26 protein-coding genes are annotated in these 25,911 nt (G+C 68.0%); 9 read left to right on the forward strand and 17 right to left on the reverse strand.

The features are described 5' to 3' along the window. Positions 1-25 precede the first annotated feature (25 nt). The 3 genes from CDO46_RS16550 to purN all read right to left on the reverse strand — a co-directional run bounded on the left by CDO46_RS16550 (position 26) and on the right by purN (position 3,705). Positions 26-1,225, reverse strand: coding sequence for a fatty acid desaturase (locus CDO46_RS16550; RefSeq protein WP_087839591.1), 1,200 nt, complete (start codon positions 1,223-1,225; stop codon positions 26-28). A 264-nt stretch (positions 1,226-1,489) separates the two neighbouring features. Continuing rightward, positions 1,490-3,010, reverse strand: coding sequence for an RsmB/NOP family class I SAM-dependent RNA methyltransferase (locus CDO46_RS16555; protein ID WP_087839592.1), 1,521 nt, complete (start codon positions 3,008-3,010; stop codon positions 1,490-1,492). Then, the gene (purN, locus tag CDO46_RS16560) at positions 3,007-3,705 is read right to left on the reverse strand and encodes a phosphoribosylglycinamide formyltransferase (protein ID WP_087839593.1); all 699 of its coding nucleotides are present in this window, start codon (positions 3,703-3,705) and stop codon (positions 3,007-3,009) included. Before purN ends, CDO46_RS16555 begins: the two co-directional genes overlap by 4 nt. 164 nt (positions 3,706-3,869) lie before the next feature. Here purN and CDO46_RS16565 point away from each other — a divergent pair, with 164 nt between their 5' ends. The 3 genes from CDO46_RS16565 to lspA all read left to right on the forward strand — a co-directional run bounded on the left by CDO46_RS16565 (position 3,870) and on the right by lspA (position 8,368). Next, positions 3,870-4,865: a bifunctional riboflavin kinase/FAD synthetase gene (locus tag CDO46_RS16565; protein ID WP_087839739.1), complete on the forward strand. Its 996-nt coding sequence runs from the start codon at positions 3,870-3,872 to the stop codon at positions 4,863-4,865. 195 nt (positions 4,866-5,060) lie between these two features. After that, the gene (ileS, locus tag CDO46_RS16570; protein ID WP_087839594.1) at positions 5,061-7,877 is read left to right on the forward strand and encodes an isoleucine--tRNA ligase; all 2,817 of its coding nucleotides are present in this window, start codon (positions 5,061-5,063) and stop codon (positions 7,875-7,877) included. Then, the gene (gene lspA / locus CDO46_RS16575; protein ID WP_087839595.1) at positions 7,877-8,368 is read left to right on the forward strand and encodes a signal peptidase II; all 492 of its coding nucleotides are present in this window, start codon (positions 7,877-7,879) and stop codon (positions 8,366-8,368) included. Before ileS ends, lspA begins: the two co-directional genes overlap by 1 nt. A gap of 8 nt (positions 8,369-8,376) precedes the next feature. On the opposite strand, the gene CDO46_RS16580 is transcribed toward lspA, so the two are convergent. Further along, a complete protein-coding gene (locus CDO46_RS16580; protein WP_087839596.1) occupies positions 8,377-8,691 on the reverse strand; it encodes a type II toxin-antitoxin system RelE/ParE family toxin in 315 nt (104 codons plus the stop codon). Further along, complete coding sequence (locus CDO46_RS16585) at positions 8,692-8,943, reverse strand: type II toxin-antitoxin system Phd/YefM family antitoxin (RefSeq protein WP_087839597.1); 252 nt, start codon at positions 8,941-8,943, stop codon at positions 8,692-8,694. Positions 8,944-9,122: 179 nt separating this feature from the next. Here CDO46_RS16585 and coaBC point away from each other — a divergent pair, with 179 nt between their 5' ends. Genes coaBC through CDO46_RS16605 form a run of 4 tightly spaced genes read left to right on the forward strand, consistent with a single transcriptional unit; the run spans position 9,123 to position 12,064 of the window. Then, the gene (gene coaBC, locus CDO46_RS16590) at positions 9,123-10,313 is read left to right on the forward strand and encodes a bifunctional phosphopantothenoylcysteine decarboxylase/phosphopantothenate--cysteine ligase CoaBC (protein ID WP_087839598.1); all 1,191 of its coding nucleotides are present in this window, start codon (positions 9,123-9,125) and stop codon (positions 10,311-10,313) included. 20 nt (positions 10,314-10,333) lie between these two features. Continuing rightward, a complete protein-coding gene (locus CDO46_RS16595; RefSeq protein ID WP_087839599.1) occupies positions 10,334-10,891 on the forward strand; it encodes a hypothetical protein in 558 nt (185 codons plus the stop codon). Next, the gene (gene dut, locus CDO46_RS16600; RefSeq protein WP_087839600.1) at positions 10,888-11,337 is read left to right on the forward strand and encodes a dUTP diphosphatase; all 450 of its coding nucleotides are present in this window, start codon (positions 10,888-10,890) and stop codon (positions 11,335-11,337) included. The genes CDO46_RS16595 and dut overlap by 4 nt, the downstream gene beginning before the upstream one ends. Positions 11,338-11,347: 10 nt before the next feature. Further along, positions 11,348-12,064, forward strand: a complete 717-nt coding sequence (locus CDO46_RS16605) for a GntR family transcriptional regulator (RefSeq protein WP_087839601.1) — start codon at positions 11,348-11,350, stop codon at positions 12,062-12,064. A 13-nt stretch (positions 12,065-12,077) separates the two neighbouring features. On the opposite strand, the gene CDO46_RS16610 is transcribed toward CDO46_RS16605, so the two are convergent. The 6 genes from CDO46_RS16610 to CDO46_RS16635 form a co-directional block, all read right to left on the reverse strand. Next, positions 12,078-12,821: an SDR family NAD(P)-dependent oxidoreductase gene (locus CDO46_RS16610; protein ID WP_087839602.1), complete on the reverse strand. Its 744-nt coding sequence runs from the start codon at positions 12,819-12,821 to the stop codon at positions 12,078-12,080. 4 nt (positions 12,822-12,825) lie between these two features. Further along, positions 12,826-13,800, reverse strand: a complete 975-nt coding sequence (locus CDO46_RS16615) for a tripartite tricarboxylate transporter substrate binding protein (protein WP_087839603.1) — start codon at positions 13,798-13,800, stop codon at positions 12,826-12,828. 82 nt (positions 13,801-13,882) lie between these two features. Then, positions 13,883-15,304, reverse strand: coding sequence for an MmgE/PrpD family protein (locus CDO46_RS16620; RefSeq protein WP_087839604.1), 1,422 nt, complete (start codon positions 15,302-15,304; stop codon positions 13,883-13,885). Positions 15,305-15,337: 33 nt separating this feature from the next. Continuing rightward, positions 15,338-16,177 (reverse strand): fumarylacetoacetate hydrolase family protein, encoded by an 840-nt coding sequence (locus tag CDO46_RS16625; protein WP_087839605.1) that lies wholly within the window; start codon positions 16,175-16,177, stop codon positions 15,338-15,340. A gap of 19 nt (positions 16,178-16,196) precedes the next feature. After that, positions 16,197-16,679, reverse strand: a complete 483-nt coding sequence (locus tag CDO46_RS16630; protein ID WP_176400772.1) for an aromatic-ring-hydroxylating dioxygenase subunit beta — start codon at positions 16,677-16,679, stop codon at positions 16,197-16,199. Between the two features lie 26 nt (positions 16,680-16,705). Further along, positions 16,706-18,013 carry an aromatic ring-hydroxylating dioxygenase subunit alpha gene (locus tag CDO46_RS16635; protein WP_087839607.1) on the reverse strand — a complete coding sequence of 436 codons (1,308 nt, stop codon included), beginning with the start codon at positions 18,011-18,013 and terminating at the stop codon, positions 16,706-16,708. A gap of 131 nt (positions 18,014-18,144) precedes the next feature. Here CDO46_RS16635 and CDO46_RS16640 point away from each other — a divergent pair, with 131 nt between their 5' ends. Then, positions 18,145-18,933 carry an HpcH/HpaI aldolase/citrate lyase family protein gene (locus tag CDO46_RS16640; protein WP_165963076.1) on the forward strand — a complete coding sequence of 263 codons (789 nt, stop codon included), beginning with the start codon at positions 18,145-18,147 and terminating at the stop codon, positions 18,931-18,933. A 108-nt stretch (positions 18,934-19,041) separates the two neighbouring features. Further along, positions 19,042-19,641, forward strand: a complete 600-nt coding sequence (locus tag CDO46_RS16645) for a DUF2239 family protein (RefSeq protein WP_087839609.1) — start codon at positions 19,042-19,044, stop codon at positions 19,639-19,641. On the opposite strand, the gene CDO46_RS16650 is transcribed toward CDO46_RS16645, so the two are convergent. From CDO46_RS16650 to CDO46_RS16675, 6 genes are read right to left on the reverse strand one after another with little or no spacing between them, the layout of a single operon-like run. Further along, positions 19,628-19,849, reverse strand: a complete 222-nt coding sequence (locus CDO46_RS16650) for an acetyl-CoA carboxylase biotin carboxyl carrier protein subunit (protein WP_087783379.1) — start codon at positions 19,847-19,849, stop codon at positions 19,628-19,630. The genes CDO46_RS16645 and CDO46_RS16650 overlap by 14 nt on opposite strands. A 30-nt stretch (positions 19,850-19,879) precedes the next feature. Continuing rightward, the gene (locus CDO46_RS16655; protein WP_087839610.1) at positions 19,880-21,253 is read right to left on the reverse strand and encodes an acetyl/propionyl/methylcrotonyl-CoA carboxylase subunit alpha; all 1,374 of its coding nucleotides are present in this window, start codon (positions 21,251-21,253) and stop codon (positions 19,880-19,882) included. 12 nt (positions 21,254-21,265) lie between these two features. Further along, positions 21,266-22,504 carry a CaiB/BaiF CoA-transferase family protein gene (locus CDO46_RS16660; protein ID WP_087839611.1) on the reverse strand — a complete coding sequence of 413 codons (1,239 nt, stop codon included), beginning with the start codon at positions 22,502-22,504 and terminating at the stop codon, positions 21,266-21,268. Beyond that, positions 22,501-23,523, reverse strand: coding sequence for a tripartite tricarboxylate transporter substrate binding protein (locus CDO46_RS16665; RefSeq protein ID WP_176400773.1), 1,023 nt, complete (start codon positions 23,521-23,523; stop codon positions 22,501-22,503). Before CDO46_RS16665 ends, CDO46_RS16660 begins: the two co-directional genes overlap by 4 nt. A 25-nt stretch (positions 23,524-23,548) precedes the next feature. Continuing rightward, a complete protein-coding gene (locus tag CDO46_RS16670; protein WP_165963078.1) occupies positions 23,549-24,319 on the reverse strand; it encodes a GntR family transcriptional regulator in 771 nt (256 codons plus the stop codon). Then, positions 24,316-25,881, reverse strand: a complete 1,566-nt coding sequence (locus CDO46_RS16675; RefSeq protein WP_087839614.1) for an acyl-CoA carboxylase subunit beta — start codon at positions 25,879-25,881, stop codon at positions 24,316-24,318. The genes CDO46_RS16670 and CDO46_RS16675 overlap by 4 nt, the downstream gene beginning before the upstream one ends. Positions 25,882-25,911: the final 30 nt, after the last annotated feature.

Genomic DNA, 25,911 nt, shown 5'->3' on the forward strand with positions numbered 1-25,911 from the left:
TTTTTCTTGTTTCCGACCAGCAGGCTCAGGTCGCGTAGCTGCGCAGCCTGGCCGAGAACTCCTCGAGCCGCGCGATGCCGCTTTGCTGGGCGCGGTTGCACCAATCCTGCAGATCGCGCAGCAGCTGTTCGCTGGAGGCGCTGGACCGCTCCCAGATGGCGGCCAGTTCGCGCCGCATCTCGACCAGGATGGCCAGCGAGCGGTGATCCGCCAGCACGGTATTGATCGCGGAACGGTGCGAATCGGGAAGCGACTCGTCGTCGGCGCGGTGCAGCAGGGCCTTCGCCCGCCGCAGCAGCTTCCACTGCAGATGGGATTCCTTGGCGGCCTTCAGCCGGGCGATCTCGTCGCGGCAGGCATGCTTGAGCAGGTCGGCATAGCGCGCCATGATTTCGTAGCGATGCGTGATCACGGCCTGCAGCGTCTCAAGGTCGACCGGCTTGCCGTGCGCCAGCCGCACCTTGGGCGCGACCTTCTTGACCTTGGCCAGGCGCAGGATCTCCAGGGCACGGATATAGCCCCAGCCGATGTCGAACTCGTACCACTTGGTGGAGAACCGCGCCGACGAGGCATAGGCGTGGTGGTTGTTGTGCAGTTCCTCGCCGCCGATGACGATGCCCCACGGGAAGACGTTGCGGCTGGCATCCGGGCTGGCGTAGTTGCGGTAGCCCCAGAAATGGCCGATGCCGTTGACCACGCCGGCCGCCCAGAACGGGATCCAGATCATCTGTACCGCCCAGACGGTCAGGCCGATCGCGCCGAACAGCGCAACGTCGATCACCATCATCAGCCCCACGCCCTGCCAGCCGAAGCGCGAATAGACATTGCGCTCGACCCAGTCATCGGGGGTGCCGTGGCCGAACTTGTCCAGCGTCTCGCGGTTGGTCGCCTCGTCGCGATACAGTTCGGCGCCCTGGAAGAACACCTTGCCGATGCCGTACACCATGGGCGAATGGGGATCCCCTTCACGCTCGCAGCGGGCGTGGTGCTTGCGGTGGATCGCCACCCATTCCTTGGTGACCATGCCGGTGGTCAGCCACAGCCAGAACCGGAAGAAATGCGCGATGGCCGGATGCAGGTCCAGCCCGCGGTGCGCCTGGCTGCGATGCAGGTAGATCGTGACGCCGAGAATGGTGATATGGGTCACTACCAGGGTGAAGGCGACGATCTGCCACCATGACGCGCCAAGCAGACCATCGGACAAGAACGAAAGCACAAAATCCATATCACCTCACAGACAGGCCGGCGGCAGTGCCGGCGCGGGAGGCGCCTTGCGCCTCGAAGAAACTCAACTCGTCGACCCTGGTCACCGATGGCGGGACCAAGGTCTTGGAAAGCGGACGGCGGCGGCGGTTCCCCAGGGGAAACCCGCGGCCGGACGGCGGAAAGGCCGGAATCCGGCGCGCCGCCATGCGCCTGACACGATAACGCGAATCTTGGGGCGGGACGACCCCTTTCAAAGAGGGGGATAACCCTAGTTCAAACAGGGTTATCGATCCTCTTGGCCAGGGCTCGGCGCCGATCCGGTCGCCTCGTCCTGGGTAGGCTGGCCGTCCGGGCCCTCGATTTCATCGCCCAGGCCCGCCACTTCCGCATCCGGCTCGGGCAGTTCGGCCTGCGCCGCGGCAACCTGGACGGCTGCCGGACCGTGGCGCCGTTGAAACACCGCGGCAAAGAAACCATCGGTGCCGTGCACGTCGGGACGCAGTTTCAGATAGGGCCCGGGCAGCGACAGCGCCCCTGCCCGATCGGCCAGCAGCTCGGGGGCCGACAGCAGCTCGAATTCGGGGTGGGCGGCCAGGAACGCCTCGACCTGCCCTTCGTTCTCGACGCGCAGGATGCTGCAGGTCGCATAGACCAGCCGGCCGCCGGGGGCCACGCAACGCGCGGCCGACGCCAGGATGCTACGCTGGAGCGCGCACAGGTCGGACACGCTCTCGGGGCTCTGGCGCCATTTCAGGTCGGGATTGCGCCGCAGCGTCCCGGTGCCGCTGCACGGTGCATCCACCAGCACCCGGTGCGCCTTGCGCGCCAGGCGCTTGACGCGGGCGTCGTTCTCGTTGGCGATCACCACCGGCACGACGTTGGACAACCCGCTGCGCGCCAGGCGAGGCTTGAAGCGCGCCAGCCGGGTGTGCGAGACGTCCAGGGCATACAGCCGCCCGGTCGAACGCATCAGCGCCCCCAGCAACAGCGTCTTGCCGCCGGCGCCGGCGCAGAAGTCGATCACCATTTCCCCGCGCCGGGGAGCGACCAGCAGCGCGAGCAACTGGCTGCCCTCGTCCTGGACCTCGATGCTGCCATCCTCGAAGCGCGCCCATCGGGTCAGTGCCGGCCGGCCCTGCAGCCGGATGCCGAACGGCGAATACGGCGTCGGTTCGGCCATGTCGGCAGCCACGCCCGCCCGCAGTTCGGCCAGGATGGTTTCGCGATCGGCCTTCATCGGATTGACGCGGATGTCCAGCGGCGCGGCGCGATTGAGCGCCGCCAGCAGGCTGCCGCTGTCCTGTTCGATGGCCAGCGCCTCGGACAGCCAGTCGGGAATGCTCAGGCGGATCTCGCGCGGCAGTGCCGCCTGGTCGATGGCGGACACGCGGCGCAGCCAATCCGCCTCATCGGCCTCGAGGGCCGGCAGGATTCCGTCGCGGCCCAGCGTGGACGCCAGCCCCAGGATGGCCAGGCGGCGCGTGGCCGCGCCCCGCCCGCCCTCGGCCACGTGGCGGTAGCGCCGCAGGTGGCGCAGCACGTCGTAGACCGCCTCGGCCACCGTGCCGCGATCGCGCCCGCCCAGCTTGGGGTGGTCGCGGAACCAGCGGGACAGCACCTGGTCGGCCGGGCCGGACCATTGCAGGATCTCGCCCAGCGCGGAGCGCACCTGCTCGATGCGCTGCGCGACGGGATTCGTGCCCGCCGTGGCGGCGCGCCGCGCGCCGGGCCGTGCCTGCTGGCCACCGGGGCGCCGCCCGCCCTGGGCCTGCCGCGCTGAAGAACTCGAACGCTCGGATGTCATGCCTCGTCTCCCCGCGAAACTGCCGCCGCCCGCGGCGCCAGGCCGAACGCGCGGTCGGCCACGCCGTCCACCGTGACCTTGCCGTCTTGCAGCTCCACCCGCCCATGCGCCAGCCAGGACGCCACGGCCGGATAGACCACGTGCTCGATGGACAGCACGCGCTCGGCCAGGGCGTCTTCGGTATCGCCCTCGCACACCGGTACCACGCCCTGCGCGATCATGGGGCCATGGTCCAGCACCGGCGTGACGAAATGCACGGTGCAGCCGTGGACCCGCACCCCCGCTTCCAGGGCCTGACGGTGGGTGGCCAGGCCCGGAAACAGCGGCAGCAGCGACGGGTGGATGTTGACCAGCCTGCCGGCATAATGCCGCACGAAATCATCGGTGAGTATGCGCATGAAACCGGCCAGCAGCACGTAGTCGGGCTCGAAGGCGTCGATCTCGCGGGCCAGCGCGGCATCGAACGAGGCACGATCGGGATGGTCGCGATGGGGCACCACCCGCGTGGGGATGCCCATTGCGGCGGCCCATTCAAGACCGGAGGCCTGTTCGCGGTTGGCGATCACGGCGGCCACCTCGGCGGGCCAGCCCTGGTCGCGGCAGGCCTGCGTGATGGATTGCATGTTGCTGCCGCGGCCGGAAATCAGGATGACAAAACGGCACCGGCGGGCCGGGGAAAAATGAGAGGCTTTCACCGGAGGATTGTAGCATCGGGGCCGACTCGACCCGGCGTCTCCAGCGGCCCGATGGCGACGCGCCTATAATCAAGGACCTGCCCCCCGGCAGCTAGAATTCGACTCCCAGCTACCGCTTTGTCACCGGCTTGAATCCGTCCGCCCCATCCGCTTCGCCGTCCGCCCTGCGTATATTCCGGGGCCTGCCGCCGCCTTCGCTGCGCCGTCCGTGCGCGCTGGCGATCGGCAACTTCGACGGCGTGCACCGTGGCCACCAGGCCATCCTGGCCCGGGTGCGCGAGGCGGCCCAGGCCCGGGACCTCGTGCCGACGGTCATGACCTTCGAGCCCCACCCCCGGGAATTCTTCGCCGAACTGCACAAGCGCCCCGAACTGGCACCCACCCGCATCGCCGGATTGCGCGACGAACTGTGTGCCCTGGCCCGCTACGGCATGCGGCACGTGGTGGTGGAACGCTTCAATGAACGCCTGGCCTCCATGCCCGCCCAGGCCTTCATCGACCGGCTGCTGATCGAGGGCCTGCACGTGAAATGGCTGCTGGTGGGGGACGACTTCCGCTTCGGCGCCCACCGCACCGGCGACATCGCGCTGCTGCGCGCCAACGCCGCGCGCCATGGCTTCGAGGTCGAGTCCATGGAGTCGGTCACCGACCAGGGCCAGCGCATTTCCAGTTCCGCCATCCGCACGGCGCTGGCGGTCGGCGACCTGGACCGCGCCGCCGAGCTGCTGGGCCACCCCTACAGCGTCAGCGGCCACGTCATCCACGGCCAGAAACTGGGCCGCACGCTGGGCTTTCCCACGCTGAACCTGCGCGTCTCGCGCCGCTGCCCGGCCTTGTCCGGCATCTTCGTCGTGCAGGTGCACGGGCTGGCCTCCCGGCCGTTGCCCGGCGTGGCCAGCCTGGGGGTACGCCCCACGGTCGACGACAGCGGGCGTGTCCTGCTGGAAGTCCACGTGTTCGATTTCAGCGGCAACGCTTACGGTAAACTCGTACAGGTGGAATTCCTGAAAAAGCTGCGCGACGAAGAAAAATTCGTCGATCTGCCGACGCTGAAAGCGGCGATCGAGGACGACGCGCGCCAGGCCCGGGCCTATTTCGCGTCCAGCCACCTGGGCCAGGCCGATCTGGCCACTTCCGCGACCGATCGAATTAGTAGTTAGGCCCCCCCCTACGCGCTGACGCGCGCCCCCCAGGGGGCGATGCGGGTGGACCGGCGGAGCCGGATCCACCGCATCCTGGAAACTGCCTTGGCTGGCGAAGAATTGGGTTCTTCCCGCCTTCCGTGGCCTACGATATTTGAATGTGAAGCTTGCCTGCCCCGCGGACGGGGCCGATGTGCAAAATCCTGTTTTTCCATGGACTATAAGAAAACTCTCAACCTTCCCGACACTCCGTTCCCCATGCGCGGCGATCTCGCCAAGCGCGAGCCCGGCTGGGTCGCGGCCTGGGAAGAGAAGCATCTGTACCAGGCCATCCGCGCGGCCAGCGCCGGACGGCCGCGTTTCGTGCTGCATGACGGCCCGCCCTACGCCAACGGCGACATCCACCTGGGACACGCGGTCAACAAGATCCTGAAGGACATCATCGTCAAGAGCCGCACGCTGGCCGGCTTCGATGCGCCCTACGTGCCGGGCTGGGATTGCCACGGCATGCCCATCGAGATCCAGATCGAGAAGAAATACGGCAAGGGGCTGCCGGTGGCCGAGGTGCAGTCCAAGGCGCGCGCCTACGCGACCGAGCAGATCGACCGCCAGCGCAAGGACTTCAAGCGCCTGGGCGTGCTGGGCGACTGGGATCACCCCTACCTGACCATGAACCCGCGCAACGAAGCCGACGAGCTGCGCGCGCTGGGCACCATCCTTGAAAAAGGCTTCGTCTTCCGCGGCCTGAAGCCGGTGAACTGGTGTTTCGACTGCGGCTCGGCGCTGGCCGAGGCCGAGGTCGAGTACGCCGACCGCACCGACCCCGCCATCGACGTGGCCTTTCCCTTCGCCGATCGCCCCGCGCTGGCCAAGGCCTTCGGGCTGCCCGCGATCGACGAGGAAGGCGCCATCGTCATCTGGACCACGACGCCGTGGACCATCCCCTCCAACCAGGCGCTGAACGTCCACCCCGAGATCGACTACGCGCTGGTGCGCGTGAAGACGCCGCAGGCGTGGGGCACGCTGCTGGTCCTCGCCCGCGAGCGCGTCGAGACCTGCCTGCAGGCCTGGGACCTGGAAGGCGAGATCGTCGCCACCTGCAAGGGCCTGGCCCTGGACCACATCGCCTTCCACCATCCGCTGGCCCGCAAGGACCCGGGCTACGACCGGCTCTCGCCCATCTACCTGGGCGACTACGTGACCCTGGACACCGGTACCGGCATCGTGCATTCGGCGCCGGCCTACGGCATCGAGGACTTCATCTCCTGCAAGAACAACGGCATGCCCGATGCCGACATCATCAGCCCCGTCATGGGCGATGGCCGCTATGCCTCGACGTTGCCGCTGTTCGGCGGCCTGACCATCTGGGATGCCAACCCGAAGATCGTCGCCGCGCTGGAGGAAGCCGGCACGCTGCTCAAGGTCGAGAAGCTGCGCCACAGCTACATGCACTGCTGGCGCCACAAGACGCCCATCATCTACCGCGCCACCAGCCAATGGTTCGCGGGCATGGACATCCTGCCCGCCGGAGGCGGCGGCACGCTGCGCGAACGCGCGCTGGAGGGCATCGAGGCCACCCGCTTCTATCCGTCCTGGGGCAAGGCCCGGCTGCATGCCATGATCGCCAACCGGCCCGACTGGACGCTGTCGCGCCAGCGCCAATGGGGCGTACCCATGGCCTTCTTCGTGCACAAGGAAACCGGCGAGCTGCACCCCCGCACGCCCGAACTGCTCGAACAGGTCGCGCAGCGCATCGAACAGGGCGGCATCGAAGCCTGGCAATCGCTGGACCCGCGCGAACTGCTGGGCGACGAGGCCGACCTGTACGAGAAGAACCGCGACACGCTGGACGTGTGGTTCGATTCCGGCACCACCCACCAGACCGTGCTGCGCGGCTCGCATGCCGCCGACGGCGCCTGGCCGGCCGACCTGTACCTGGAAGGTTCGGACCAGCACCGCGGCTGGTTCCACTCGTCGCTGCTGACCAGCTGCATGCTGAACGGCACGCCTCCCTACAAAGCCCTGCTCACCCACGGCTTCACCGTGGACGGACAAGGCCGCAAGATGAGCAAGTCGCTGGGCAACACGCTGGCGCCGCAGAAGATCTCCGACACGCTGGGCGCCGAGATCCTGCGCCTGTGGATCGCCAGCACCGACTACTCGGGCGAGCTGTCGATCTCGGACGAGATCCTCAAGCGTGTGGTGGAATCGTATCGCCGCATCCGCAACACGCTGCGCTTCCTGCTGGCCAACCTGAGCGACTTCGATATCGCCACCCAGGCCGTGCCCGACGCGCAGATGTTCGAGATCGACCGCTACGCGCTGGCCATGACGGCCCGCCTGCAGGAAGAAATCACGGCGCTGTACGACCGCTATGAATTCCACCCGGCCACGGCGCGGCTGCAGACCTTCTGCTCGGAAGACCTGGGCGCGTTCTACCTCGACATCCTGAAGGACCGCCTCTACACCACCGCCCCTGCCAGCGTGGCGCGGCGGTCGGCGCAGACGGCACTCTGGCACGTCACGCAGGCGCTGCTCAAGCTGATGGCGCCCATCCTCTCGTTCACCGCCGAGGAAGCCTGGGCGCTGGTCAAGCAGGGATCGCTCACCATCTTCACGGAAACCTTCCATGCGGTGCCGGCCCAGCCGGACGCCGGGGCCCTGCTCGAGAAATGGGGCCGCCTGCGCCACTTGCGCGGGGAAGTCACCAAGAAGCTGGAGGAAGTTCGTGCGGCGGGCGGCATCGGCTCCTCGTTGCAGGCCGAGATCGACATCCACGCACCGGCATCCGACTACGCGCTGCTTTCCAGCCTGGGCGAGGACCTGCGCTTCGTGCTGATCGTCTCGCGCGTGGGCGTGCATGCCGCCGAGGGTGAACTGCGGATCGACGTCGCGCCGTCCGGCCACAAGAAGTGCGAGCGTTGCTGGCACTGGCGCGAGGACGTGGGCGTCGATCCCGAACAGCCCGAGATCTGCGGCCGCTGCGTCGCCAATCTCGAGGGCACGGGCGAACCGCGCGAGTTCGCCTGATGGGCGCGCCCGTCCCGCGTTCCCGGCTGGCCGCCTGGCTGGCCATCGCCGCGCTCATCATCGTCGCCGACCAGGTCACCAAGGTCGCGGTGGACAAGCTGTTCGCCTACGGCGAGCGGCTGCCGCTGCTGCCGGTGCTGGACCTCACCCTGCTGTACAACCGCGGCGCGGCCTTCAGCTTCCTGGCCGGCGCCGACGGCTGGCAACGCTGGTTCTTCACCATCCTGGCGCTGGCGGTGTCCGGCTTCATCGTCTGGATGCTTTCCCGCCACGGCCACCAGCGGCTGTTCTCGTGGGCACTGACCCTGATCCTGGGCGGTGCCCTGGGCAACGTGATCGACCGCTTCATCCACGGCCACGTCATCGACTTCGTGCTGGTGCACTACGGCGACTGGTTCTTCCCCGCGTTCAACCTGGCGGATTCGGCCATCACGGTCGGCGCGGTGCTGTTGATCATCGATGAAGTAAGGAAGAAACCTTCCTCTGCATAATAGAGCAGCTACTTGTCCACGTTGCGGCCGGACTCCAGCATTTCGGCCGCGGCTTCGTAGATCCCACCATCTCGGCGCCCCACAACCAGAACGACAATGTCTGGTGGGGTCGCCTCGTCCCGCACCAAATAGACCAATCTGTAGCCGACGCCGCGTAGCTTGATCTTGTAGCAATCGACCAAGGGCGGGCGAAGTTGTGAGCCTGGTAGCCGTGGAGTCTCCAGCCGTTTTTTCAACGCGGCTTTGAACAGGGTCCTGAGAGAACCATCCAACCCATCCCACTCTTGCCGAGCCTCAGGCAGGAAGAATAGTTTGTACGACATTTACAGGTCGTCGAGGCTGACTTCGACGGCCTGGTCGAGGGACTTCAGGCGCGAGCGCACCAATGGTTCGAGTTGGCGTTCGTCGTACAACTCGGCCATTTGCGCCATGAGCTCCGGGGAGACGGTGTAGAAGGCAGGGCGATTATGGTTGAGCACGGCTACCGGCTGCCCATGGGCCTCCTCGACCACCTTGCCAGGGTTCTGCTTGAACTCGGAGATGCTGACAGTCAGCAAGCTATGGATCTCTTCCATGCAGCCTCCTAAATAGGGCTAAATTTAGCCCTATTTTGCCAGGGGAGGCGTGTAGTGTCCAGGTTCAAGTAAAGAGCCCGTTCACGCTAAAAGGAACCTCGCAGGCTCCTGCGCGCAGGGGAAGGCGCGGCGAAGTGGCGCCGTATAATGAACCATTCCAATTTCCCCGGCCCGGCCTCATGTCCGACCTCGCCAACAAGCGCTTCGTCCTCGGTATGACCGGCGGCATCGCCTGCTACAAGATCTGCGAGCTGGTGCGGCGCCTGACCGAGCGCGGCGCGACGGTGGACGTGGTCATGACCGAGGCCGCGACGCACTTCGTCACGCCGGTCACGATGCAGGCGCTGTCGGGCCGGCCGGTCTACGTGGACCAGTGGGATGCGCGCATGCCCAACAACATGGCGCACATCAACCTGACGCGCGGGGCGGACGCGGTATTGATCGCGCCTGCCAGCACCGATTTCCTGGCCAAGCTGGCGCACGGCATGGCGGACGACCTGTTGTCCACGCTGTGCGTGGCCCGCGCCTGCCCGCTGCTGGTGGTGCCGGCGATGAACCGCGAGATGTGGGCCAATCCGGCCACCCAGCGCAACGCCGCGCAGCTGCGCGCGGACGGCGTCACGCTGCTGGGCCCGGCCGAAGGCGATCAGGCCTGCGGCGAAGTCGGTTCCGGCCGCATGCTGGAACCGCACGAGATCCTCGAGGACCTGATCGCCCACTTCCAGCCCAAGGTGCTGGCCGGCAAGCGGGTGCTGGTCACGGCCGGCCCCACGTCCGAACCCATCGACCCGGTACGAGTGCTGACCAATGTTTCCTCGGGCAAGATGGGCTATGCCATCGCGCGCGCGGCACGCGAGGCGGGCGCCGAGGTCACGCTGGTGTCCGGCCCCACCGCACTGGCCGCGCCACGCGGGGTGCGCCGGGTGGACGTGACGACCGCGCGCGACATGCTCGATGCCGTGATGGCTGGCGTGCCGGATGCCGACATCTTCGTGGCCGTCGCGGCGGTGGCCGACTGGCGGGTCAAGGAGGTCAGCGCCAGCAAGCTGAAGAAAACCGACGGCCGGCCGCCGGCCCTGGAGTTCGTGCAGAACCCCGACATCCTGGGCACCGTGGCGGCCCTGCCGCGCCCGCCCTATTGCGTGGGCTTCGCCGCCGAGACCGAGGACCTGGCCCGCCATGCCGCCGAGAAGCGCGCGCGCAAGCGCGTGCCGCTGCTGGTGGGCAACCTGGCCCAGGACGTGCTGGGCCGCGACGACACCACCCTGGTACTGTACGACGACGCCGGCGAACATCCGCTGGCCCGCCTGTCCAAGCTCGCGGCCGCGCGGCAGCTGGTGGCAGAAATCGGCCGGCGCGCCGGCTCGTAAACGATCCGAGGAGGACCGTCATGCCCTTCGACGCGGAACCCCCCAACGGCGACTACGCCGCCTATATCGACAAGATGGTCAATCGCGGTGCCGGCACGCCGGGCGCGCAGGGCCTGCTCAAGACCGGCACGGGCGGCTTCCGGCCGGCGCTGCGGCTGCCGGGCGCGCAGAAGGACACGCGCAGCCCCGGCCAGCAATACACCGCGGGCACCGGCATCCCGTCCGCGCCCACGGCGCCCTCTGCACCCTCGGCCAACATGCCGGCCGGCGTCAGCGAGCCGGCCTCGCGCGCCACGCTGGCGGCCCAGGGCAACAGCGCGGTCAAGGGCACCGTCCAGATCCTGCTGGGCGTGCTGTTCGGCTTCCTGACCATTGGCAGCATCGCCGCGGCGCTCATGGACCACGACCCGCTCGAACCCTTCAACATCGTCCGCACCCTCATCCTGTTCTTCGTCGCGCGCTCGCTGTTCCGCCGGGGCCGCCAGACGCTGCGCGGCGCTCAGGGCATACCCGGCACGACGCTGCCGCCCTTCGTGCCTCCCAACCGCAATCAACGCTCCTCCCATCGCAACGCATGAAATCCGTAGACCTGAAGATCCTCGACGCGCGCATGCGCGACTACCTGCCCGCCTACGCCACCCCCGGTTCCGCCGGCCTGGACCTGCGCGCCTGCCTGGATGCGCCGCAGACGATCCAGCCCGGCCAGACCGTGCTGGTGCCGACGGGCCTGGCCGTCCACATCGCCGATCCCGGCTACGCCGCGATGATCCTGCCGCGCTCGGGCCTGGGCCACAAGCACGGCATCGTGCTGGGCAACCTGGTCGGTCTGATCGATTCCGACTACCAGGGGCAGTTGATGGTGTCCACCTGGAACCGTGGCCAGGAAGCGTTCGTGCTCCAGCCCATGGAGCGCCTGGCGCAGATGATCATTGTGCCGGTGGCCCAGGTGAGCTTCAACGTGGTGGACGATTTCACGGAATCCGACCGCGGCGCGGGCGGGTTCGGAAGCACCGGCAAGCATTGACCGCGCGTCCATGGCGAAGACCGACGGCGCGGGCGCCGAGACCGACCTCGAGGCAGTGCGCATCTACGAAGCGCTGCGCAAATGCATTTTCCAGGGCGAGTTCCAACCCGGCCACGAGCTGAACCAGGTCCATATTTCCCAGAAATATGGCGTCAGCCGCACGCCGGTGCGCGAGGCGCTGCGCATGCTCCAGGCCGACGGGCTGGCCGAGGCGCGGTTCAAGTACCGGATGACGGTCACCCAGCTCACGGCCGAGGAAGTCGACCAGATCTACGGCCTGTGGATCGCCTGCCAAGCCATCGCCACCCAGGTTTCCATGGGGCGGCTGAGCCGCGCCGAACTGGCCGCCTGCAAGAAGGTGGTGGACAGGATGTCGCGCCAGGGCGACGAGCAGTCCAGCCACTGGCGCGACCTGCACCTGGATTTCCACCGTCGCCTGAACCGGCCGGCGGGCAGGATGTACATCGACAAGATGGACGAGTACTGGCACCGGACCGAGCGCGCGCGCTACTCGCTCGAACAGACCTCGCCCTCGCTTTTCGCCGACGACCACGGCGACCATGCCGGCCTGCTGCACGCCTACGAAACCGAAGACCTCCAGGCGGCGCAGCGCATCCAGACCCTGCAGCTCGTGCGCTCGGCCACCGCTTCGATCAAGCTGATCGACCCCGACTACACGCCGGTATTCATGCAGAACGCGGTGGCGGTCCTGCGCGTGCGCCTGTAGTCCGGGGCGAGGTTCAATCCATGAAGCGCCCGCCGGACATGTTCAGCGTTTCCCCCGTGATGTAGCCGGACAGGCGCGAGGCAAGGAACAGGGCGGCCGCGGCGGCCTCCTGCGAGCGTCCCACGCGTCCGACCGGAATGCCCTTGAGCACGTGCTCCAGGTCCTCCCCCGTCTTGGTCACCTGGACGTCGAACAGCGCCGTGGCGATGGCGTTGACCGTGACGCCCTGCGGCGCCAGTTCCGCCGCCAGCGAGCGGGTGAACGCGATCAGGCCGCCCTTGGCCGCGGCATAGGGGCTGACCCCCGGGTGGGCGCCGGTCTTGCCCGACATCGAGCAGAACGACAGCAGGCGCCCGAAGCCGCGCTGCGCCATCCGGGCCGCGGCATCGCGCAGCAACAGCACGGGCAGCACCAGTTCGTCACGCGCGACCTGGGCATACAGCGCCGGATCGATGTCCAGCGCCTTGCCCACCGATACCGGCGGCGAGACGAAGACCAGGGCATTGAGCGGCCCATTGGCGGCTTCCACCCGATCCAGGAAATCGCCGATCGCGGCCGGCTCCGCATGCACCGGCACGCGGTCGCCGGGCATGTCCGCGACGCCGCCGGGCGACAGGTATCCTGCATGGACCCTGGCCCCATGCGCATCGAAGCCGTCCACCACGGCGGGCCCTACGCCGCCTTCCGCCCCCACCACGAGCACCGACATGCCGGTGACGTCGATCACCGCGGGAAATTGCTGCGCCCCTGTCCGCATCGCCCTACTCCTCGGCCTTGATGTTGTATTGCGCGATGACTTCGCCGTAGCGCCGGAATTCCTTGCCGACGAACTCTCGCATCTCGGCGGTCGTGGATGGCCGCATGGTCAGCCCGAACTTGTCGAGCTGGCCGCGGACGGGTTCGTTGCTGACGATCGCATGGATGTCGCGGTACAGCTTCTCGGCAACCGGCGCGGGCACGCCGGTCGGCAGCATGAAGCCGTACCACGCTTCGGTCGAGAAATCCTTCACGCCCAGTTCGGCGAAGGAAGGAATGTCGGGCGCATGGGAGTTGCGCTGCTCGGCCCCCACGCCCAGCGCCTTCAACTGGCCCGAGGCGAGATAGGGCTTGACGGTATGAGTGGCGATGAAGAACGCCTCGACCTGGCCGCCGATCAGATCGGTCACGGCCGGGGCCGTGCCCTTGTACGGCACGTGCAGGAATTCGGTGCCCGTCTTCTGCTGCAACTGGGCGATGAAGATGTGCGAAGGCGAGCCTATGCCGGCGCTGGCGAACGCCACCTTGCCGCGATTGGCCTTGGCGTAGTCCAGGAACTCCGTCAGCGTGTTGAAGCGCGACTTGCCCGAGACCACCAGCGTCATGTCGCCATAGCCCGCGATGATCAGCGGCTGCAGGTCGCGCATGGGCACGAAGGTATCGGACTTCATCAGGTGCGCGGTGACCGAGATGTTGCTGCCCATGACGCCGACGGTATAGCCGTCGGGCTGCGACTGGGCCAGGACCTGGGCGCCGACGTGGCCCGACGCCCCGAGCCGGTTCTCCACCACCACCGGGACCTTCCAGACCTTCGCCAGCTCTTCCCCGACCAGGCGGGCCAGGCGGTCAGGTCCGGTACCTTGCGAGAAGGGCACGATGAAGCGCACGGCCTTGTTGGGGAAGTCGTCGGCCAGCGCCAGGGACGAACTCGCGGCACAGCACAGGACAAGCAGGAATTTCCAGACTGAACGGGTAAGCATGGCAAGGCCCTCTCATAGAAGCTCTACACGGCACATCCACCGCCAAGCACGCTGCCTGCGCGGCATCCAGAGGCGATGGCTTTCAGGCCACCGTCTCGTCCACCAGTTTCCGTACGTCGACGCACGCATCGAGATTCGCCACGGCCGAAATCAATGCCTCGGCCTGCGCGGCCCGGCCTGCGCCCAGGTTTTCCTTGAACTTCTCGACCAGGGTGTCGAACGAGATCGGCACGCCGGCCGACCCGGGCGCGGCCTCCCGGCCGCCGCTCCAGCGATTGCCGGCCTCGTCCTCGATCACCACTTCCGACAACAGGTTGGACGGCGAAGCCTGCTTGGCCTGCACCAACCGGACGCGGCCATCCAGCAGCCGGCGCAGCTCGGGCGATTCGCGCAGCGGCGCCTCGAAGCTGGCGGGGCCGATGCCGCCCTGCACCAGCGCGGCCGCGACGATGTAGGGCAGGGAATGGTCGGCGGCCTCGCGCGTGCGGGGCGCGAACGGATCGACGCGGATCTCGTACAGGTGGCGATATACCCCGGGGTCGGCATGCACGGTCACCTTGGCGATCGTGCCGGACGACCGGCCGGCTTCCTGCCATGCGGCACGCGCGCGCAGGGCCGACTGGATGGCGCTCTGCGCGCGCGATCCGACCGGCCAGCGCTTGAAGCTTCCGCGGTCGGTGCCTTCGAAGCGCTCGATGCCTTCGATGCGCCGCATGGCCTGTTCCGCCTCGTCGGGGGTAACCTGCAGCTTGGCGAGATAGCCGAACTTCCCTTCGAAGGGGCGAACCACGCCCTCCACGCCGCACTTGGCCAGGTGGCAGGCGTAGATCGAGTGCCGGACCCCGTCGCCGCCGTTGAAGCGTTTCCACATGGTCAGCTCGCCATGCGCGTCGAACTCGGAAGACTCCGCTTCCAGCGACGGATAGTTCGCATTCACGGTGATCGAGAACGCCTGCCGGAACTGCGCATGATCGAGCTCCAGCATGTCGCCGATCGCGGCCGTGGCGCCCAGCGCGGTCAGGCACGGGTAGTCCCAGCCGGCGCGGTCGGGATCGATGTAGTCGCTCATGGCGACGATCATCTCGTAGCCCAGGCACAAGGCCCGCGTCACCTCCCGGCCGCCCGCGCCGGCCGACTCGGCCACCGCGATCACGCCCGTCAGGATGTCGCTGGGATGGGCGCCGCCCAGGCGGCCGAGATAGAAATCGTTGAAGTCGTAGGCGCGCAGCGGCGGACTGTTGAGCAGGGCCGCATGCTCGATGCCGACGCGCTCGCCGGTTCCCCACAGCCGGGCCCCGCCCGCGGGCACCGGAAAGCAGGCGGCAAACTTGCGCGCGCACCGGGCGGCGCGATGGTCCAGCGCACCCAGCACCACGCCGAACGAGTCCAGCACGATCTTCCTGACGGCCTCGCGACAGGCGGCATCGATCTCGAAGCGGCGGGAACGGATGCAGAACGCGGCCAGGCGATCAAGAAATGCATCGTTGGGAGAGACGGCGTGCATGCGGGATTCCTGTGGAAAACGGTTGACGGGGGATCAGCAGGTGATGCGGTACTTCTGCGTGCCCAGGCCGGCGATGCCCAGTTCGATCAGCTCGCCGCCCCGCAGGTAGCGCGGAGGCTTCATGCCCAGGCCGACGCCCGCCGGCGTGCCGGTGATGACCAGGTCGCCGGGCTCCAGCGTCATGCACTGGCTCAGGTAGCTGACGATGGCCGGGCAGTTGAAAATCATCTGGCGGGTGTTGCTCTGCTGCACGCGCTCGCCGTCCACCGAGAGCCAGATGTCGAGCGCATGCACGTCGGCGATCTCGTCCCGGGTCACGAGATAGGGACCGACGGGACAGAAGCGGTCGAAGCTCTTGCCCTTGTCCCACTGGCCGCCGCGATCGAGCTGGAAGGCCCGGTCGGACAGGTCGTTCGCCAGCACGTAGCCGAAGATGTTGCCGGCCGCATCACGCTCGGACACGTCGCGGCAGGACTTGCCGATGACGATGCCCAGCTCGACCTCCCAGTCCATCTTCTCGGCCTTCGCCGGCTTCGGTACGTCGTCATACGGTCCCGACAAGGTCGACGGCGCTTTCATGAACACCACGGGTTCGGCCGGAATCGCCATGCCGGATTCCTTGGCATGGTCGACGTAGTTCAGGCCGATGGCGATGATCTTTCCCGGCCGCGCCAGCGGCGGTCCCAGGCGGGGTGTTCCATCGATCCGCGGCAGCCTCTCGGCATCGACCGCGCCCAGGCTGTCCTGGAGGCCGCGCACCATGGCCTGCGGATCGATGTCCCGCAGCAGCCCGGACAAGTCCCTCAGCCCGCCCTGCCCGTCCAGCATGCCCGGCCGCTCGCATCCTTCGGCGCCGTACCTGACCAGCTTCATGTGCTGTGCTCCCTGAGTATCAATAAATGAAGGCGAGATTGCCTTGCCACCCGGCGCGGTCGAGCAGGTGGACGCGTTTCTCGTGGATCCGGAATCCGCCGTCGGCCCGGCGCAGCAGATAGTCGACGCGGGCCACGATGGCGTTCTTCTCGCCCAGGCCGACCTGGGTCCAGTCGCCGCCGCGGATCTCGTGGATCAACTGGCTGCTCGATACGGACCAGAGACCGCCGCGTTCGCCGGCTACGACGTTCGAGACGAAGTGCAGCGTGCGCGACGGCGGCTGCTGCGCCGGAAACCAGTGATTGACCAGGTGATACACGCGCTCTTCGCGGGCCATCCTGTCGTCATTGACGATGGCGGCCTGCCGGCCGGGCTGCGCCTGGTCCACCAGCGGCACGATGTAGAGCCCGTCGTCGTCGAACAAGCCGAGCCAGTCGTCGAACTGCCTGTCGTCCAGCAATCGGGCTTCGCGATAAATGAACTGGGTGATGTCTTGCAACATTGCGCTTTCCATGCTCGGTTCCCGCCTCAAGCGTGCTTCGATGCCTGCTGCATCATTTTTTTCCAGGCCCGCCAGAGAGCGCGCTGCGGCGCTTCGCTGGACGGCAGGCCCCGGTAGTCGCCGCTCTCGGTCCGCTCATCGCTGTCCATGCCGCGGTCGAACACCAGCCATTCCACGCTGCTGGCGCGCAGGCCCTGCGTCACGCGCGCGAATATCTCGGTGTCGTCGGTCATGCCGAACCCCGACGGCCCATAGAACCGCTCCTGGCTGCGCAGCATGCCGGCGTTGAATGCCTCGGGCGCGCCTTCGATCTCGTACGGGTAGATCAGCACCTCGGTCTCGTCGACCGAGATCGGGCGCCAGACCCGGATCTGCTGGTGGATCATGCCCATGCTGGGGAATACGGTGGAGGTCGCCTTGGAGGTGATGCCCGCGAAGGCCGCTTCGCCATGCCTATCCAGTAGCTCGCGATACATGCGTCCGAACTCGCCGTCCAGCAGATAGCCGGGATCGGCCGCCGGCACGCGCGCGAAGCCATGCCCTTGCCGGCAGGACCAGGTCTCGCCGCGAAAGCGCTGCTCCCGCATCTCGCGCGAACTGCGTCCCTTGTGCACGCCGAAGTCGCCGGTACTGTCGCCGTATTTCGCCTGCAGCTTTACGAAGGCGCCGTGGGTGTGCATGAAGTGATAGGCATCGACGATGTTCTCGGTCTGCAGCTTCCAGTTGCCCCGGTATCGGCAGACATAGGGCTTGGAGGCGATCGCGATGCGGCCCACGGGCGAGAGGTCGAGCTTGGCGTCGATGACGGTCTTGAGTTCGCCCAGGTAGGAAGCCAGCGGCTGGATGTCCGCATCGAGCGACACGAACAAGAGGCCGCGATAGCTTTCCAGCCGCGGCACGCGCAGCAGGCCTTCCGGTTCGATGAAGTTGGCGCCATAGCCGCCCGGGTCCCCCCGTTCGGACACCAGCCGCGTCCTGCCCGCGAGGTCGAAGATCCAGCCGTGGTACGGGCACCGCATTTCCTGCACGGTCCCCTGGTGCTCGCGCAGCAGCGTCGCGCCGCGATGCACGCAGCGGTTGAAGAAGGCGCCGATCTTTCCTTCCTTGTCGCGGATCACGACGATGGGCTGGCGGCCGACGTATGCCGTCTTGAAACTGCCGGCCGATGGAAACTCGGTCTCGTGTCCGACGTAGATCCAGGTCCGCTCGAAGATGTGCTTCATCTCCAGCTCGAAGACTTCCTCGTCCGTGTACGCCTCGGTGCGAACGAGGAATTGCTGCCCGGGTATCTCGCGGACGTAGTCCCCAACATCGATCTCTGGTGTCCTGCTCATGCTTGCCTTTGACACTATCTCTATCGTGAAAAAGTGGATACACTTTTAGTCTGTTGGCAGCCAGAATCTTTGTCAATCACTTTTCGTACGAATCCACGCCCATGCGTGAAAACCCCCAACGGGAGGCAGTCATGTCGAAAGTCCTGCGCCTAGCGATCGCCGAGAAGCGAACCGTGTTCGGCGGATGGTGTGCCCTACCTTGCGCGTTCGGCGCGGAACTCCTGGCCGCGGAAGGACTGGACTACGTCTGCGTGGACCAGCAGCACGGCCTGATCGACTATGCCGAGGTCACGCCCATGTTCACCGCCATCGAACGCGCCGGCGGCATTCCCGTGACGCGCGTGCCGGCCGCGACGGACTGGATGATCGCCAAGGCGCTGGACGCCGGCGCGCAAGCCGTGATCGTGCCGATGTGCGAGACGCCTGCGCAGGCGGCCGCGGCCGTCGCGGCCTGCCGCTATCCGCCCGCCGGCATCCGTTCCTACGGCCCCATCCGCTCGGCCCTGGTGCGGCAGGCGCGCGATACGGCCACGCTGGGCGACGAGCCCATGTGCTTCGTAATGATCGAAAGCCGCCGGGGGCTCGACAACCTGGAGGCAATCGTCGCCACGCCGGGCCTGGACGGCATCTATGTCGGTCCCGCCGACCTGGCGCTGGGCCTGGGACTGGAGCCTGACCTGGACAAGCCGGAAAAGGAACACGCCGACGCGGTGGCGGCCATTCTCGAGGCCTGCCGCCGCCATGGCCGCGTGGCCGGCATCCAGTGCTCGGGAGGCGCCTCGGGACGCCGGTATGCCGACCAGGGATTCGGCTTCGTCACCATCGCCAAGGACAGCGCGCTGCTCCAGGCCGGCACGCGGCAGGAACTGGCGCGGGCGCGCGGCGACGCGGCCAATCCCGCGGCATCGGGCTATACCTGAAGCGATCGTTGCGGATCGTCGACATGCCAATAAATTTACCCGGGTGATATTGCAATTTCATTTTTACCCGGGTAAATTATCGCCACATTCTTTCTTGTGGTGAATGCCATGCCTGCCCTTACCTGCACCGCCTTCGGCGGCCACCGCCTGCTCGCGAGCGGCCCCTTGCGCGACGTCGCGCTGGCCGTGCGGCGTGCCGCGCGCGCGCCGGACCACGCGCCGATTCTGATCTTCGACGACGCGACCGGCAAAGCCTTCGACATCGACACGCGCGGCTCGGAACGCGAGGTGCTGGCGCGCCTGGGCCCGCCGCCGTCGGCCGCCCCCGACGAAGCCAGCGCCGCCGGCGAGCCCGCGGCCCCGCGCGGCAAGGGCCGCCCCAAACTGGGCGTGGTCGCGCGCGAGATCACCTTGCTGCCCCGCCACTGGGAATGGTTGAATGCCCAGCCCGGCGGCGCCTCGGTGGCGCTGCGCAAGCTGGTGGAGGAAGCACGCCGCGCCCACGCGGGCCAGGACGAGCAGCGGCGCGCGCGTGAAGCGGCCTACCATTTCATGTCCGCCATGGCGGGCGACCTGCCCGGCTTCGAGGAAGCCGCCCGCGCCCTCTTCGCGGGCGACGGCGAGCGCTTCGCGGCGCTGCTGCGCGACTGGCCGGCGGACGTGCGCGACTACGCGCTGCGCCTGGCGGCGGACGCTACCCCTCGATGACGGCCACGACCTGGCCTTCCTCGACCGGGTCGCCCTCGCCCACGCGCAGCTCCAGCACCGTCCCGGCGACAGGCGCCGGGACGGGGATCTCCATCTTCATGGATTCGACGATCAGCAGCGCCGCTTCCGCATCCACGTTCGCCCCCACGGAAGTCTCCACCTTCCATACGGTGCCGGTGATCTCGGATTGCACTTCGATACGCGCCATGGCGCCCTCCCCTGTCGATGTTCCGCGGGCTCACGCGGCGTTCGCCGCGGCAGCCGCCTTCATGTCCCGCACGACCTCGGCCGCCAGGCCGGTGTCGATATCCGCGTTGACGAACCGTTCGTTGCGCAGCAGCGCGAGCACGAACGGAATATTGGTCTTGACCCCTTCGACCACCGTGGCGCGCAGGGCCTCTTCCAACGCGGCGAGCGCGCGCGGGCGATCCTCCGCATGCACGATGAGCTTGGCGATCATGGGGTCGTAGTACGGCGTGACGCGGCAGCCCTGGGTGTAGCCGGTCTCCACCCGTATGCCGGCACCGGACGGCCATTCCAGCCTGGCCAGCGGTCCTGGCGAAGGCAGGAAGCGCAGCGGGTCCTCGGCATAGATGCGCGCCTCGATCGCGTGGCCGTTCAGGCCGATCGAGGGCGGCAGCACCGCATCCAGCCGCTCGCCGAAGGCCAGCCGCACCTGGGCCTGCACGAGATCGATGCCGGTGACCTCCTCGGTGACCGCGTGCTCCACCTGCAGCCGCGTGTTCATCTCCAGGAAATTGAAGCCGCCCTCGCCGTCGTACAGGGTCTCGACCGTGCCGATCACGTCATAGCGCATGTCGGCCAGGATGCGGGTGAGGCGATCGGCCGCGGCGGCCAGCGCGGCGCGCGGCAGGCCGGGCGCCGACGCTTCTTCCACGACCTTCTGGTGGCGCCGCTGGACCGAGCATTCCCGTTCGTACAGATGCCGCACGTTGCCGTGCCGGTCGGCCAGCACCTGGAACTCGATGTGCCTAGGCCGCTCGACCAGCCGCTCCAGGTAGAGGTCTGCGCAGCCGAAGCTGCGCTGGGACAGCGAACGCGCCTGCGCGACGGCGGCCAGCAGTTGCGCGTCGTCGTGCGCGGCCAGCATCCCTATGCCGCCCCCGCCGCCGGCGGGCTTGACCAATACCGGATAGCCGATGCGCCGCGCGGCCGCGAGGGTCGCTTCGGCATCCTCGTCCAGCAGCCCGGAACTGGGCCCCAGCGGCATGCCGCGCGCGGCCATCAGGTCGCGGGCCCGGGTCTTGTGGCCCATGGCCTCGATCCAGTCCGCGCCGGGCCCGATGAAGGTCGCCCCCTGGGCCGCCACGCGGCGCGCGAAGCCGGCATTCTCGGACAGGAATCCATAGCCGGGATGCAGGCCGTCGGCCCCCGTCTCGGCCAGCACCGCGAGCAGCGCATCCTGGTTCAGGTAGCTGGCGCGCGCATCGGCCGGACCGATCGCTCGGGTCTCGTCGGCCCACGCCAGGTAAGGCAGATCGCGGTCCGCCTCGGAATACACGGCAACGGTACGGATGCCGAGCTGCTTGAGCGCGCGCAGCACGCGGGCCGCGACCGCGCCGCGATTGGCCACCAGCACCTTATGGAACATGGCGCTCGCTCCTCATGCCGGCTCCTTGGGTTCGCCGCAGGCCACGATGCCGCGCTCGACCAGCGCGTCGATCTCGTCGGGCGACAGTTGCAGTTCATCGGCCAACACCTGCCGCGTATCCTGGCCCAGGTCCGGCCCGGTGTGCATGATCCGCCCGGGGGTGTCGCTCAGCCTGGGCACGATGCCGGGATGATGCAGCGAGCCCAGTTCGGGGTGCGGGATTTCCGGCAGCATGCCGCGCGCGGCGAACTGCGGATCCTCGAAGATGTCGGCCATCGTGTAGACCCTCGACACGGGCACTTCCGCCTCGAGCAGCATGCGCTCGATCTCGCTGCCGTCGTGCTGCAGCGTCCATTCGCTGACGACGCTGTTGCAATAGGGGATGTTCGATCCGCGCGCGCGGATCGAGCTCATGCGCGGGTCCTCGATCAGTTCCGGCCGGCCCATGACCGCGATCAGCCGCTCGAAGGTGGGATTGCTGTTGGCCGCGATCAGTACATAGCCGCCGTCGCGGGTGGGATACAGGCTGTTGGGTGCCATGTTGGGCAGGTTGGGCCCCACCCGCTTGGGGATCAGGTTCAGGGTCTTGAAGGCGGGCACGTAGACTTCCATCTGCGTGAAGGCCGTCTCGTACAGGGCCACGTCCACCACCTGCCCCTTGCCGGTGCGGGTCCGGTTCAACAGCGCCGACACCGTGCCGAACGCGGCATAGACCGCCGACAGATAGTCGGTCGTGGCCACCGCCACGCGCGCCGGCGGCCGGTCGGGATCGCCGGTCAGGTGGCGCACGCCGGCCATGGCCTCGCAGATCGCGCCGTAGCCGGGCCGCATCCGGTAGGGACCGGTCTGGCCATAGCCGCTGATGCGCACCATGACCAGGCCCGGGTTGTCGCGCGACAGGTCCTCGTAGCCCAGGCCCAGCCGCTCCATCACACCGGGCCGGTAGTTCTCGACCAGCACGTCGGTCTTGGCCGCCAGCCGGCGCACCAGGTCCCGGCCTTCCGCGGTCTTCAGGTCGATGACCATCGCGCGCTTGTTGCGCAGTGCCGTGGCGGCGTACAGCGACACGTCGCCCACGTGCTTGCCCATGTTGCGCAGCGGATCGCCGCTGGGCGGTTCGATCTTGATGACGTCCGCGCCGAAATCCGCCAGGATGCGCCCGCACGCGGGGCCGGCCACCGTGGAGCAGATCTCGATCGCCTTGTAGCCGCTCAGCGGGCCGGGATGCCCGGTCAGCCTGGCATTGCTCATTTGCCCGCCCCCAGCAATCCCAGCTTGGCGACGATCTCGCGCATGCTCTGGTACTCCTCTTCGTAGAACCGCGCCGCGTCGCGGTGTCCCATGAAATTGGGCCGGCTCTGGTTGGTCTCGGCCAGTTGCTCCCACATCGGCGACTGGCTCATGCGCCGGCACATGTCTTCCCAAAACTGGATCTGGTCCTCAGAGATGCCCTTGGCGGCGACGATGCCCATGGCCGAGCTGAAGGTCGAATCGATGCCCTGCTCCTTCCAGGTCGGCACGTCGGCGAACTGGCCGCCCAGCCGCTGGCCGGCACTGACCGCGAGCACGCGGATCTTGCCGGCCTTCTTCAGCGCGATCACGTTGGGCGTGGTCGCGGCCACCACGTCCAGGTGGCCGCCGACCAGCGCGACCATGGACTCGGCCGAGGACTTGAACGGCGCCACCACGAGCTTGCGCACGTCCACGCCTGCCGCGCCCAGGGCCTTGGCGGTGCCGATGTGGATGTGGTTTCCGATGCTGGTGGCCACGCCTATGCGCTGGCTGGCGGGATCCCTGCGCAGCCGCTCGGCCAGGTCGGCGGCGGACTGTATGGGCGACTCCGTGCGCACCGCCGCCACCACGAACTCGTCCTGGATCACGGCGATGGGGGTCAGGTCCCGATGCGGCAGGATGTCGAGGTTGCCCGTCAGGTAGCTCGAGATGTAGCCGTGGGAATTGATCGACAGGTAGTGCGGATCGGCCCGTTTCTGCAACAGTACCTCGAAGGCGATCTTGCCGTTCGCGCCTGGCTTGTTGGTGACCAGGAAGGTCTTGCCGCCCGGCACGTGGCTCTCGTCGTAGAACTGCTTCATCGCGCGGCCGGTCTGGTCCAGCGCGCCGCCCGGCCCGGCCGGCACGACGAACTCCACGTTCTGGTCGGGCCGCCACGCACCCCACGCCGGCCGTGCGGCCGCGCCCAGCAGCAATCCTCCCATGCCCGTCCCCAGCGCGGCGATCACGCGGCGGCGGCCTTGATAGATAGTCTCCATGCTTCCCTCCTGACGGGAATGTGTTCTACGCTGGCACTTCGGTCTCCAACAAACGGCGGATCTCCCGCCAGTTCTCTTCCAGGCGACTGGCGAAAAACTGTTCGGCGGCGTCGGCATCGCCGCGCCGGATGGCATCGATGGCGCCGCGCCACAGGACGAGGGAACGGCGGCGCCGCTCACACGACCGCAGCCCCAGGCTGGTGTAGCGCAGCATCTGCATGGACAGCGAGGCGATCAGCGGGAACAGGCGGTCGTTGCCGCACAGCGCCGCGCACAGCAGGGTCATCTGCGCCGCGGTCTCGCCGTAGCGGCGCGCGGTGGCCGGGTCGTCGGCCGTCTCGCCCAGGGTGCAGAAACCGATCTCCAGCAGTTCGAGCAGCCGCTCGGGGCGGTGCTCGGCGGCACGGCGCCCGACCAGGCGCACCAGGCTGGCGCGCACCTCGAACAGGTCCTGGATTTCCTTCTGCGCCAGGAAGGTCGCGCGGGCGCCCCGCCTGGCGTGTATGCGCACCACGCCCTCGCGCTCCAGCAGGCGCATGGCCTCGCGCACCGGACTGCGGCTGACGCCGAACTGCTGGCCGATCTCCTGTTCGCGTATCCATTCGCCCGGTGCGATGGCATGCGAGATGATGCGGTCGCCGACGCTGGCCGCGATCTGCTCGGGCAGCGTCAGCGTATTGGACGGCCCGGCGAACACCCACCAGAACGCGATGGGCGTGCCGCGGTCCTCTTCGAAGGCCTGCAGGAACGCCGCGGCGCGGCTGGTGTCGGGCGGCGCGGGCCGTGCCGGTGTCACGGGCGCACTCCCGCGCGCAGCTTGGGGCCCAGCGTGGTCCGCAGCCGGCCCTGCGCCGCATCGATGAACTGGCACAGGTAGGGCCGCGTCTCGCGGGGGTCGATCAGGTCCTCCACCGCGAAGGCCTCGGCGGTGCGGAATGGCGAGGACAGCGCCCGCAGCTCGGCCTCGATCTCGGCTTCGCGCGCGGCCGGGTCCGCGGCGCCCTGGATGTCGGCGCGGTAGGCCGCCTTGACGCCCCCTTCGATGGGCAGCGAACCCCAGCTGGCGGACGGCCAGGCGATCTTGAAGTTCAGCCCCGAGCGGTCGATCACGCTGCCGCCCGCGACCCCGAAGCACTTGCGCACCAGCACCGTGTAGATCGGCACCGTGGCCTGCGCCAGCACGTAGCGCTGCTGGATGCCGAAGCGCATGATGGCCTCGGATTCGGACTCGACCCCGATCAGGAGACCGGGCACGTCGACGAAGAAGATCAGCGGAATGTTGAAGGCATCGCACAGATCGATGAAATGCGTCTGCTTGCGCGCCGCCTTCACGTCGACGATGCCGCCGAACATGGGGTTGTTCGCCACCACCCCCACGACCTTGCCGTTCATGCGCGCCAGCATCGTGATGACGGCCCGGCCGAAGCCCGGCTGGATCTCGAACTCCGACCCGCGGTCAACGACCATGCCCACCAGCTTCTTCATGTTGTAGGCCTGCCGCTCGGACCGGGGCACGATGTCCACCAGCGCGTCCTCGCAGCGGTCCACGGGGTCGCCCGACATGAGCACGGGCGGCAGCTCCCAGGCGTTCTGCGGCATGTACGACAGGAAGCGCCGGATCTGCGCCAGGCAGGTTTCCTCGTCCGGCGCCACGTTGTCGATCGTGCCGGCGGTGTCGGCGGCGATCTTGGCGCCGCCCAGGTCGTTCTTGTGCAGCTTGACGCCGAAGGCGCGCTCGACCACCGGCGGGCCGGCGGCGAAGATCTGGCTGCTGTCGCGCACCATGACGGTCCAGTGGGCCAGCATGGCGCGCCCCGCCGGGCCGCCCGCCACCGTTCCCATGACCGCGCTCACCACGGGCACCATGCCCATCAGCGACACCGAACGCTCGAAGCCGTCCTGGCCGTAGCCTGGCGTGACCGAGTAGCCCTTGCGCTTGACCGTGTTGACGGTGCCGCCGGTGCCGTCGATCAGGTTGACCAGCGGAATGCGGTAGTGGAAGGCCAGGTCCTCGACGAAGCCGCCCTGCCCGCCCTTGCGGCGGTCGCTGCCGAAGCCGGTGCCGGCGCGGATGGTGTAGTCCTCGCCCCCCACCGCCACGGGCCGGTCGGAGATGCGGCCCAGTCCCATCACATAGGGCGCGGGCTCGAAACCGGTCAGCTTGCCCTCCGTATAGACGGCCCGGCCGGCCAGTTGCCCGACCTCCTGGAACGACCCGGCGTCCAGCAGCTTGTCGATGCGTTCGCGCACCGTCAGCTTGCCGGCCGCGTGCTGGCGCGCCACCGATGTTTCGCCGCCGCATGCCCGCGCCAGTTCCCGCCTGCGCCGGATCTCGTCCGCTTCCGCCCGCCAGCTCATGCCGTCTCCTCGGACCGGTGAATGTCGGCC

This window comes from Pigmentiphaga sp. NML030171, from assembly GCF_002188635.1.
Classification (GTDB): domain Bacteria; phylum Pseudomonadota; class Gammaproteobacteria; order Burkholderiales; family Burkholderiaceae_B; genus Pigmentiphaga; species Pigmentiphaga daeguensis.